At 43.9% G+C, this 11,868-nt stretch carries 10 protein-coding genes; all 10 read right to left on the bottom strand.

What is annotated here, in order from left to right; all coding sequences use genetic code 11:
- Positions 1–60 precede the first annotated feature (60 nt).
- The gene (rpsG, locus tag D8877_RS03690) at positions 61–531 is read right to left on the bottom strand and encodes a 30S ribosomal protein S7 (protein ID WP_002893865.1); all 471 of its coding nucleotides are present in this window, start codon (positions 529–531) and stop codon (positions 61–63) included.
- A 19-nt stretch (positions 532–550) separates the two neighbouring features.
- Positions 551–964, bottom strand: a complete 414-nt coding sequence (rpsL, locus tag D8877_RS03685; RefSeq protein WP_002893867.1) for a 30S ribosomal protein S12 — start codon at positions 962–964, stop codon at positions 551–553.
- 215 nt (positions 965–1,179) lie between these two features.
- Positions 1,180–1,644, bottom strand: coding sequence for a hypothetical protein (locus D8877_RS03675; RefSeq protein WP_125340317.1), 465 nt, complete (start codon positions 1,642–1,644; stop codon positions 1,180–1,182).
- A gap of 21 nt (positions 1,645–1,665) precedes the next feature.
- Entirely contained in the window at positions 1,666–2,481 is an 816-nt protein-coding gene (gene purR, locus D8877_RS03670) for a pur operon repressor (RefSeq protein ID WP_032905583.1), read from the bottom strand.
- Positions 2,482–2,573: 92 nt separating this feature from the next.
- The gene (locus tag D8877_RS03665) at positions 2,574–3,518 is read right to left on the bottom strand and encodes a 3'-5' exoribonuclease YhaM family protein (RefSeq protein ID WP_004185282.1); all 945 of its coding nucleotides are present in this window, start codon (positions 3,516–3,518) and stop codon (positions 2,574–2,576) included.
- Complete coding sequence (locus D8877_RS03660; protein ID WP_125340316.1) at positions 3,508–4,764, bottom strand: DNA recombination protein RmuC; 1,257 nt, start codon at positions 4,762–4,764, stop codon at positions 3,508–3,510. Before D8877_RS03660 ends, D8877_RS03665 begins: the two co-directional genes overlap by 11 nt.
- A gap of 1 nt (position 4,765) precedes the next feature.
- Positions 4,766–5,398, bottom strand: a complete 633-nt coding sequence (locus tag D8877_RS03655) for a thiamine diphosphokinase (RefSeq protein ID WP_185760159.1) — start codon at positions 5,396–5,398, stop codon at positions 4,766–4,768.
- Positions 5,391–6,050, bottom strand: coding sequence for a ribulose-phosphate 3-epimerase (gene rpe, locus D8877_RS03650; RefSeq protein ID WP_049552868.1), 660 nt, complete (start codon positions 6,048–6,050; stop codon positions 5,391–5,393). Before rpe ends, D8877_RS03655 begins: the two co-directional genes overlap by 8 nt.
- A gap of 11 nt (positions 6,051–6,061) precedes the next feature.
- Entirely contained in the window at positions 6,062–6,940 is an 879-nt protein-coding gene (rsgA, locus tag D8877_RS03645; RefSeq protein WP_125352474.1) for a ribosome small subunit-dependent GTPase A, read from the bottom strand.
- Between the two features lie 234 nt (positions 6,941–7,174).
- The gene (locus D8877_RS03640; protein ID WP_125352472.1) at positions 7,175–11,860 is read right to left on the bottom strand and encodes a Cna B-type domain-containing protein; all 4,686 of its coding nucleotides are present in this window, start codon (positions 11,858–11,860) and stop codon (positions 7,175–7,177) included.
- Positions 11,861–11,868: the final 8 nt, after the last annotated feature.

Genomic DNA, 11,868 nt, shown 5'->3' with positions numbered 1-11,868 from the left:
GATTCTGCGTCAAGCTTCCTAATTTTCAGTCGCTTTTTTAACGCCCTTAGTATCTTATTCTTACCAACGGAAGTGTGCGAAGGCACGGTTAGCTTCTGCCATACGGTGAGTGTCTTCACGTTTCTTAACAGCTGCACCAGTGTTGTTAGATGCATCCAAGATTTCTTTTGCAAGGCGGTCAACCATTGTGTGCTCACCACGTTGACGAGCAATAGTTACCAACCAGCGAAGTCCAAGTGTTGTACGACGTTCTGGACGAACTTCAACCGGAACTTGGTAGTTTGAACCACCAACACGGCGAGCACGAACTTCAAGTACAGGCATGATGTTTTCCATAGCTGTTTCAAATACTTCCAGCGCATCGTTTCCAGTTGCTTCTTTGATTTGATCAAAAGCTCCGTAAACGATAGAAGCCGCTGTACCACGCTTACCATCAAGCATAACTCGGTTGATAAGACGAGTAACTAATTTTGAATTGTAAAGCGGATCTGGCAATACTTCGCGCTTAGGCGCTTGGTTTTTACGACTCATTTATCTTTCTCCCCTTTCCTTATGCTTTTGGTTTTTTAGTACCGTATTTAGAACGGCCTTGTTTACGATCAGTAACACCTGCTGTATCAAGTGCACCGCGGACGATATGGTAACGTACCCCTGGAAGGTCTTTTACACGTCCACCACGAAGAAGCACCACGCTGTGCTCTTGAAGGTTGTGTCCGATACCTGGGATGTAAGCTGTAACTTCAATCAGGTTGCTCAGACGTACACGGGCAAACTTACGAAGGGCAGAGTTCGGTTTCTTAGGTGTCATAGTTCCGACACGGGTTGCAACTCCACGTTTTTGCGGTGAAGATACGTTTGTTTGAACTTTTTTATGGCTGTTGTAACCAACGTTCAAAGCTGGTGATTTAGATTTTTCTACTTTTGATTTACGCGGTTTGCGAACCAATTGGTTAATTGTAGGCATCTACATTCTCCTGTATTTTTTTAATTTTGGTGATGATACACTTGGTGACAGCTATCATCTGCGTGTACTTTTGCAACATTTGTCAGCACGTCTCTGTACACTTTTGAGAGACCAAAAGTAAAAAGTACCGTCTATCATTATAGCATGACGATACTTCTCTGTCAATACATTTTTTCTATTTTAAGCTTATCTCTGCTTATTAGATTGCTGCTAACTTATTGCTGCGGCTGAGTCACTGCTTCTTCTGATGCAGCAGCTGGATTTTCAGAAACAGCGGCCTGAGCTGCTTCCGGATCAATCAAGACTGCTATCGCCTGAATACGGCTTTGGAATCTAGCCTTCGTTGCTGCATCCTTGACCTTCTCTGCAGCAGTCTTAGCTAGCTGCAAATCTTCCAAAGTTTGCATGGTTTCAAGCTGTTTAACTGCTTCTTCTGCGGCCTGAACTGCTTGCTCCTCTTCCTGAATTTCTTTTTCCTGCGCTTCTTTTTGAGCAGAAGATAGCTGTAAGGAAGAGCTGCTTGATGCGATGCTGGCAGCTGAACTAACTGAATTTCTGGTGGAATTAGACTGGCCCTGCACAAAAAACATGCCGGTAATCAGAATCCCAAATAAAATCGACAATACCCCTAAACGAATCCACAGCGGACTGTGGTCAAACTTTTCTAAAACTGTTTTCATCTATAATCTCCGCCCTTTTCCCTAATCAAAAATATTTCCAATTTCCACATCAATGGTATTCGCCTTGACATCAATATTGGTTACTTTCAAGAGCGATTTATAGTCCAGATAATCGCGATTGGCCTGCGCGTTGTCCGCAAAGACAGCTACACCTGCCAACTCAGAGTCAAACTCAGATAAGAGACTAATCATCCCTGTAATAGTCCCCCCGCCTTTGAGGAAGTCATCCACAATCAAGACGCGGCTGCCGGCCTTGAGACTTCGCTTGGACAAGAACATTTTTTCGATACGATCTCCGCTGGAGCCTGATACGTAGTTGACACTGACCGTTGACCCTTCTGTAATCTTTAAATCCCGACGAACGATGACAAAAGGTACATTAAGTACATTGGCTACTGCATTGGCCAAAGGAACACCCTTAGTCGCAACCGTCATGACCGCATCAATCTGTTGATCCTTAAAACTTTTGGCAATGATCCGGCCGATATTATTCAAAATGGATGGAGTGCTGAGCAGATCAGATAGGTAAATGTAGCCCCCCGGAAGAATCCGATTGCTTTCAGACAGCTGATCACAAAGACCTTGTACAATGGTCTTAGCTTCTGTATCGGAGATGGATGGGCTAAAAATGACTCCTCCACCGGCACCAGTAATCGTTTCAATGGTCCCAATTTCAATCTCTTCAAAGGCTCGCTTAATAATGACAATATCTTCTGAAATAGAAGATTTGGCAGATTCGTATTTTTCTGCAAATGTATTTAAGCTCGTTAATTCATAAGGATGGTTAATCAAATAATTAGAAATAACCACCATACGCTCACTTCTTCTTAATTTCATTTTTTCACCAATTAAAGTTATTTTATTCATTATACCATAACAGAAACAAAAAAACGAACATTCTTTTCCAAGTAATGTCCATTTTTCGTATTTTACTGTTCAAGTTTTGGTTTGTAGAAAGAACGGCCTTCAAGAGCGAATATTTTATTGCTCATTTCACCTGGATCTACAAGTCCCAAGGCAGCAGTCATCATCATCATCTCCGCATCCAGATTATCAATCATGTGCAGAATTTCTGCCTCCATAATCTTAGGCCGTACAGGACTGCCGTATTCCAAGAGACCGTGGTGGCTGAGAAGGACATGGCGCAGTACAATAACCTCTTCCTTACTATCGTCAATTTTCAGCTCCATCAGGGTCTTGGTCAACTCTTCATCAATCAAAGCGATGTGACCAATCAGATTGCCTCGCACAGTGTACTCTGTATTTTCCGGACCGCTGAGCTCAATAACCTTGGCCAAGTCATGGAGCATAATCCCTGCAAAGAGCAAGCTTTTATTAAGCTGAGGATAAATGTCTCCGATAGCGTCTGCCAGCTTGACCATAGTAGCGGTATGAAAGGCTAGGCCAGACTCAAAAGCATGGTGATTAGTCTTGGCAGCTGGATAAGAATAAAACTCCTTGTCGTACTTGCTATAAAGCGAGCGGACCACGCGCTGCCAGACCGAATTCTCAATCTTAAAAATCATCTGAGCTAGATACTCTCGGATTTCCTTCTGGTCAACTGGTGGTTTTTCCTTGAAGTCTGCCGGGTCATTGGGCTCTCCAGCCTTAGGAAGACGCAGGGTCAGTTGATTTACCTGGGGTGTGTTATTGTAGACCTCTCGTCGGCCTTGCATGTGCACAACCTTGCCAGCAGTAAATTCTTCAACATTATGTGGCTGAGCATCCCAGAGTTTGCCCTCGATTACTCCTGTATCGTCTTGGAAAGTGAAGGCCAGATAATTTTTCCCAGCCCTTGTCTGACGGACTTCTGCTGACTTGATCAGATAGAAACCTTCAAACAGTTCATCTTTTTTCATTTGATTAATCTTCATTGTTTTCCCTTTCTTCTGAAAAATCAAGTAAGTTCAAATCGAGGTCTTGGTCAGACAGCTCAATATGGCGTAAGGTTCTTTCGATAGCTCCTGTCCGCCGAGTCAAGAGTTCATCAATGTTACCCGAAGCATGCTGCAAATGTTTCTGTGCCTTGGTCAGAATGCCACCAAACTTGTTAAACTCGGATTTGACTGAGCCCAGAACCTTGCTGATGTCGTCCGCACTTTTTTGGATATTGAGCGTTTTAAAGCCGACAGACAGTGAATTGAGCAAGGCAGAGAGGGTCGACGGTCCCGCCACCACAATCTGCTCCTCCCGTCGCAAACTGTCAAAAAAGGCTGGATTGCGAACAACTTCCGAATAGAGACCTTCCGTTGGCAGAAACATGATACCAAAGTTGGTTGTAGCCGGCGGTGCCAGATATTTACTCTTAATATCCTTGGCAAAGCGCTTGACACTTGCTAAGAGAGACTTGCGGTAGAGCTCAATCTCTTCCTTGCTGCCAGACTCATAAGCATCTTCCAAACGGTAATAATCAGCCAGAGGGAACTTAGAATCAATGGGCAGATAGACATATTCATGCTCTGCCTGCCCCGGCAGTTTAATGGCATATTCGACCCGTTCACTAGAGCCGGCCACCGTCACAAACTCTCGCTCATACTGACTAGCAGTCATGATGTCCTCAATAATCTGCCCTAGCTGCAACTCCCCTAGAATCCCTCGCGTCTTGGTGTTGGATAAGACCTTATTCAGTGTACCGACATCTCGGGCAACACTCTGCATTTCTCCCAGACCGCGATTGACAGACTCCAACTGCTTAGAGACGGTTTCAAAAGAAGTCTGAAGACGAGTCTGAAGTGTTTTTTCCAGTTTTTCTTCAACAGTCTGTCGCATCTGTTCTAGACGGGTTTCATTTGACTCTTGGATTTGCCGCATACGCTCGTCAGTTTTATCCCGATTCTTGGTAAGGTTGTCACTGATTTCCAAGCGCAGCTCTGTCAAGTTGCGGTTCAAATCTGTCCTGACCTCGCTCAAACGATCTCCCAGAGCTAATTCCAGCTCTTTCTGAGCCGTTTGCTTTTTCTGGCTTTCCTGCTCCAAGCGATAGTCCAACTGATCCGATAGATGATCTGCCTGATTTTCCAAGACTTGCTTTAGCGTCTCGGTCTGCTGACTAAGCTTTTGCCATAGAAGAAAGGTCAGCACTATATTTCCCAAAAGAATGAGGATAATTATAAACTCCATATCAGCTCCTGTCTTTGCTGTAAATAACGACTGTATAGCCGCTATCAAAGTCCAAATAAATGGGCTTATCTATAAATTCGTTAGAAGCATACACTTTTTTGAAAAAAAAGTTATCTTTATTGAGCGGATATTTGGCGCCCTCAATCGTTAAGGCAGCATCATCCGATGGCAGAAAAGCCAGATAACGCATACCAGCTACTGGCTTGATTTCATGACGCCCCTTGGGAACATAGGTCAGCAGATTCTGTCCATCTTCTAGGCAAATCTTCTCCATATAAGGAGCAATTTTCTCATTGCTAGGCAGGAAAACATTGGCCAAAGTATGATCCAGACGACCGCCAAAGGCTCCGAAAATGGTCAGACAGGCATCCGGGTAGCGCTCAAAACAAGACAGAACAGCTAATTCCAAGTCCGTATCATCCTTTTCAGGATGGGCCTGAATGACTTCCTTGCTTCGATCTTTTATATGCGACAATTCTTCCTTGGTCACAGAGTCAAAATCCCCAACAGCCAAATCAGGACAAACTCCTTGCTCAAGCAGAAAGAGGCTCCCACGATCTACTCCGACCAACACATCAAAGTCTAAGCTAAAATGCTCCAAATTCCCCCCAGCAAAAAGCGCAATCCTAGTCATGCAGGGCATCCCGTAAGGTTTGGACTTGATGATTGACATCACCTTTGAAGACATAGCTGCCTGCTACGAAGACATTGGCACCGGCTTCTTTAGCAATTCCAATCGTCTTATCATCAATACCGCCATCCACTTCAATATCAAAATTCAGCTGATTGACTTCGCGCAGAACGACCAGTTCACGAATCTTATCCATGGTTTCTGGCAGAAAGGCCTGACCGCCAAATCCTGGATTCACTGTCATCACAAGGACTTGATCAACCAAATTCAAAACATTTTTGACTGCTTCGACTGGTGTTCCCGGATTAATCACAACACTAGGCTTGACTCCCGCTGCCCGAATCTTCTGCAGTGCTCCGTGGATATGAGGCGTCGCTTCGGCATGGATGCTGATAATATCTGCACCGGCACGAGCGAATTCTTCGATATGGTGCTCAGGATTGGAAACCATCAGATGGCAGTCAAAGACTAGCTTACTGTGAGGACGCATACTGGCAACAACCCCAGCTCCAAAGCTGATATTTGGTACAAAATGACCGTCCATAATATCAATATGGGCATACTCAGCACCTGTCGCTTCTAACTTCTTCAATTCTGCTTCAAAATTAGCATAGTCCGCACTTAGAATTGAAGGGGCGATTTTGAATGATGTCATAGTTCTTCTCCTTATTTAGAATTTTTTTTGGCAACTTTTTTATAGGTTTCCCGGCGATTCTCAATCTCGCTGAGAAACTGCAAATAATTATCAAAGCGGAATGAAGCTATCTGGCCGGACTCAACTGCTGGCTTGACTGCACAAGCCGGCTCGTGAGTATGAGTGCAAGTACGAAACTTACAAGACTGGCTGAACTCAGCAATCTCTGGAAAAGCTTGATTGAGATCTTCAGCTGTAGTCACCTCGTAATCCAAAGACGAAAATCCTGGCGTATCGGCAATCTTCCCACCGTTTAGATTGTAAAAGCTGACAGCCCGTGTCGTATGGCGGCCACGACCCAGACTTTCAGAAATCTCTCCTGTTTCTAACTCTAGGTCTGGAGCGATTTTATTGAGCAGGGTGGACTTTCCAACCCCAGTCTGTCCCATGAAAACGGTGATTTTCCCTGTCAGTTGCGGCAGCAACTCCTCAGTAGCCTTAAGAACCTCATATCCGATAGCCTGATAGACATCCACATAGCTATCCAAGCTCTGCTCGTCCTCTAGCAGGTCCAACTTGCTGATGTAGATAATAGGATGAATCTGTTTATGCTCTAAAAGCACCAGAAAACGATCTAACAGATTGGCATTGAAATCCGGCTCTTTCGCGCTCATGATTACAACTGCCTGGTCAATATTGACAATCGGCGGCCGTACTAGACTGTTCTTTCGCTCTGCTATTTTTAAAATATAGCCTTCCGAGTCTTTTTCTGCTGAAAATTCGACTTCATCACCGACATAAGGTGTCTGCCCTTTTTTGCGAAAATTACCCCGCGCTCTGGTTTGATAAACCTGTCCATCCGACTCTACATAATAGAAACCAGCCAGAGCCTTAATGATTTTTCCTTGCAAGATTGCTCCTTAAAAGTTAATACACTCATTATAACAAAAAAAGCGAGATTTAGCTTGCTTGTTTTGCATAGAAGACATTTCTTAAGGTTGGCTTCATTTTTCATAGAAAACAATCGCTTTAAAATATTTGTAATAAAACTGGCATGATAAAAGCGAACAAGCTTAAAAGAACCTGTTCGCTTTTTTATATCGAATGAGATGCTCACTGTAATTTTCAGTAAGTCACAAAACTGATTAGCTGCGTTTTGCCTTAGCTACCAGCATTCCTCCTGCGAGAAGCGCTGCTAGGAAGCCAAGAATAGTAACAAGGAGATTTTCTTCCTGTCCAGTACGCGGAAGAGCTTTTCCTCCGACTTTCGGAGCTTGACCGCCTGGCTTATCAGCAGAAACCTTCCCTTCAACACTCTCTTTCTTAGCAGGGACATGACTAAAGGTCAGCTGAGTACCGTTGATCTCAAGCTTATAGCCATCTACTGGATCAGCCGCAACGCTATAGACAATTTCCTTGCCATCCTTGTACTTAGGAAGGTCGCTAAAGTTATACTGCCAACCATTTTCTCCTGACACAACCTCTTCTTTGATTGGTTTGCCATCTGCCAAGAGGCGAACAGTAACCTTAGAAGGTCGCACCTTATCTTGATTTTCAGCATCTGACCATACCGCAGTTCCCTTAACAGCAATCTGTGTTGGTTTATAGCTGTTAGTCAAAGTGAAGCTGCCATCTGTTGCTTGTTCTTGGCTACTGCTATAACCCTCAACTGTCACTTCTTCAAGGACTGTATAGTTGATTTTCTTGCCCTTCTTATTCTTAGGCAGATCTTTAGACTCAAACTTCCAGTCAGTAGCGGCTGTCACTTCCAGCTCATCTACCACCTTGTCTCCGTCCAAAATCTTGACCTTGATAGATGCTGGGCGCTTGCCATCTTGGTTATTTGCATCATCCCAAACCTTTTGACCAGAGACTTTAACGGTTTCTGGAGTATAGGAGTTGGTAATGGTGAACTTATCAATCTTAGTTTCATATTGAGCAACTGACACTTCAGAAAGCGTGTAGACAATCTCTTGACCATTTCTATATTTAGGCAGGTCTTTAGATTCAAACTTCCATCCATTAGCAGCTGTTACTTCAAGTGTATCAACAATAGTGCTTCCATCCATTACCTTAACTGTAATAGATGTTGGGCGTTTGCCGTCTTGATCGTCTGCATCATCCCAGACTTTCTGACCAGAAACTTTCACCTGCTCTGGAGTATGAGAGTTAGTGATTGTCTGACCTTCTACTTTCGGACTGTAACCTTTTTCTTTCAAAACGGCTACTGTTGCATCATCCTCTTTGACAGAGTAAGTGATCTCCTGTCCCTTGTCAAACTGAGGCAGATTGGTGAAGCTTGCTTTCCAAGTGTTAGCAGCTGTCTCATTATCAGCCGTCAAGGTCAATGTCTTACCTGCGACAGCAACTGGCTCTTTACCATTTACTGAGCTATACAGTTGCACTGTGATAGAAGCTGGACGCTTGCCGTCTTGGTTATCAGCATCTTCCCAAACCTTAGTCACAGCATATTCTGTACTTTGAGGAGTGTAAGAATTAGTAATGGTGAACTTATCAATCTTAGTTTGATAGTCCGCAACTGCTTCTTCAGTAACAGTATAGGCAATCTCTTGACCTGCTGCATACTTAGGAAGGGCTTTAGACTCAAACTTCCAATCGTTAGCAGCTGTTACTTCCAGCTCATCTACGACAGTATCACCATTTTTTACCTTAACCTTAACAGAAGCTGGACGCTTGCCGTCTTGGTTATCAGCGTCATCCCAGACTTTTTGACCGGAAATCTTGATCATCTCTGGAGTGTAAGAGTTGGTAACTGTGAAATCTTTGATTTCTTTAGTATAGCCAGCTACATCATCTTCTTCGATAGAGTAATCAATCTTCTGACCATTTTCATAGACTGGCAGATTTTCAAATTTGGTTTTCCATTGATCAGTAGCCGTCACTTCCTTGCTAGCGACTTCTGTCTTGACACCGCCGACTGTCTTCATCAGCTTAATGCTAATCTTAGTTGGACGCTTGCCGTCTTGATTGTCGCTGTCATTCCAGGTCTTGCTGGCAGTGATTTCTGTCTTCTCTGGTGTATAAGAGTTAGTAATATTGTAGCCGTTGAGACTGGTTGAATAACCTGGAACAGCTTCTTCCGTTACTGTATAGGTAATTCGTTGGCCATCCTTGTAGACTGGCAAGCCAGTAAAGTTGTAAGACCAGCCTTCTGCCTCTCCGACTGTTTGGGTATTGACTTTTTGACCATCAGCTAGCAGATTAACTGTGATAGAAGCTGGACGCTTGCCATCTTGGTTATCGCCATCTTCCCAAGTCTTGCTTCCAGACACAGTCGTTGTCTCTGGAGTGTAAGAGTTGGTGATGTTGTAACCATCCACTTTGCTAGTATAACCTGGAACAGTTTCCTCACTTACGGTATAAGTGATTTCTTGGCCTGACGCATATTTAGGTAGAGCCTTAGACTCATATTTCCATTCGTTAGCAGAAGTCACATTTTGCTCATCAACAACCGTATCTCCATTCAGAATTTTAACCTTAACAGAAGCTGGACGCTTGCCATCTTGGTTGTCCGCATCATCCCACTTCTTTTGACCAGAAATCTTGACCGTTTCTGGAGTGTAAGAGTTGGTGATGTTGTAGCCGTCCACCTTGCTCGTGTAGCCTGAGACAGCTTCTTCTGCAACAGTATAAGCAATTTCTTGGCCAGCTGCATATTTAGGAAGAGGATTAGATTCATATTTCCAACCGTTAGCAGCCGTCACTTCCTGTACATCGACAATATCTTGGCCTTTCAAGATCTTGACTCTAACAGCATTTGGACGCTTGCCATCTTGGTTATCTGCATCATCCCACTTCTTCTGACCGGAAATCTTGATGGTTTCTGGCTTGTAAGTGTTGGTCACTACAAAGCCATCAGCAGCATTGCCAGTTACCTGAGATTGATAGTGAGGAACCGCGTCTTCTTCCAGAGAATAAACAACTTCTTGTCCCTTTTCATATTTGTTCAAGTTAGTGAACTCAGTCGCCCACTGGTCAGCTTCGGTCAGAGTTCTGTTCGCAACTTCTGATTTCTGACCGCCGACTTCTTTATAAAGTTTTACAACAACATTGGCAGGACGTTTGCCGTCTTGATTCTCGGCATCATCCCATTTCTTGCTGGCTTTAATAGAGATTTTCTCTGGCGTACGACTATTGGTAACAGTGAGATTTTCCTGATCTACTTCTGGAGCATCGTAGCCATCAAGCTGTTCTTCACCGATTGTATAGGTGATTTTTTGTCCGTTGGCATCAAAGATTGGTAAATCAGTTATCTGAGCTGTCCACTCCGCATCTGTACTGCCACCAGTTACGGTCACTGTCTTATCAGCCAGTTTTTGACCGTTAGCGTAGACATCTACAGTGATGGAAGCCGGACGCTTGCCATCCTGATTGTTTTCATCTTTCCAAATTTTCTTGACTGTCAGCTTTTTGCTGGCATTTGGATCTACCGTATTCTTGACTGTCTTAACCGCTCCGTCAGCCTTGATAGTCACTTTCATCGGATTGCTGTCCAGTACATAGCCTTCCGGAGCTGTGACTTCTTCTACTGTGAATTGGCCTTTCTTGATTTCTTCACTTGAGAAAGGTTGTGTAGAAACCCGACCGTTAGCATCTGTCGGCGGCAGAGTAATCTCTTCACCGCTAGGAGTTGTCACCTTAAAGACAGCACCTTCCAGCATTTTGCCAGTCTTAGAATCTTGCTTGTAGAGAACCAGACTGTTGCTGATATCAGCTGTGATGACACCGCCCTCTGTAATCCGGCTACTGCGCTCTATCGTAGAACTCGTCTGACTAGGACGATCGTCTCTGAATGGCAGTTTTGTATTATCAACTTCCATCTCAGCCGTATTGGATACTAAAGAACCATCAGCTGGTGAAGTAGTCATATAGTTCAACATAAAGGCACGATTGCCTGGGTTATTGATGGTTAGAGTAAACTCTGTATAAGTGTCATTATAGGCAACTGTATAATCTTGACCTTCTTTCAAGATAACAGAATTCGCAATACTTGATAAACTCTGTGTGTACTCCCCTTGGCGAAGGACAAATTGCTCCGGAACGAATTGCATTGGTGCACTGCTATCTGGAATGACATCCTTGATAACAATCGGAGAATTATAAGTCTTTTGCTGAGTATTGATACGAACAGTCCAGTTGTGTGAGTAGTCACCGCTCTTTCCTAGAATAGCCGAATTATATGGCTTCTTAGCAATGACTCCTCCAATCTTAGCGTAGTTTTCACCGGCTGTTGAAAAACTGCTCTGTTTGCGCTCGTTAATGGTTACCTTATGGCTCATCGCGCCTTGAGTTTCCTCAGGCTTATAATTCCAGTCTTGATCAGCGCCTACTGTCGTCGCCTGAAAGTCAAAGAAGAAGCTCCCTCTTACTCCACTAGCAGTTGTCTTAGACTTGTAATCTGCCAAATTCTGAATAGTAACTGTGATCAGACCGCCCTTACCTGAACCATTCGATGTCATCTTAGCAGCTCCGAGCTGGACCTGCGTTTCATTATCCGTCAGAGTAAAAGTTGTACCATCAGCAATGGTTGCACCGTTCGGTACTGTAAAGGTAAAGGTATCCCCATCCTTGAGCTGGTTATCGTAAGCAGACAAATCAAAAACTAGCTCATAGCGATAATTTCCCCCTTGGACCAAATTGTAAGCACCGTTAACCTTGGTTGCTTCGCGGCCATTAGAGTGGTCCCAAATCTTAATATCTGTGATTGCATTCTTCAAAGCATCAGCTTGAGCTGTTGCTGTAAACAGCTTCAAATCCAGCAAAAACAGCAGGGGCAGCATCAAAAATAGCAGCCATTTTTTCAGTTTCATAACATTCT

Source organism: Streptococcus sanguinis (assembly GCF_003943735.1).
Classification (GTDB): Bacteria; Bacillota; Bacilli; order Lactobacillales; family Streptococcaceae; genus Streptococcus; species Streptococcus sanguinis_E.
Note: the sequence above shows the minus strand (reverse complement) of the source record. Positions and strands in the feature narration are given on the sequence as shown.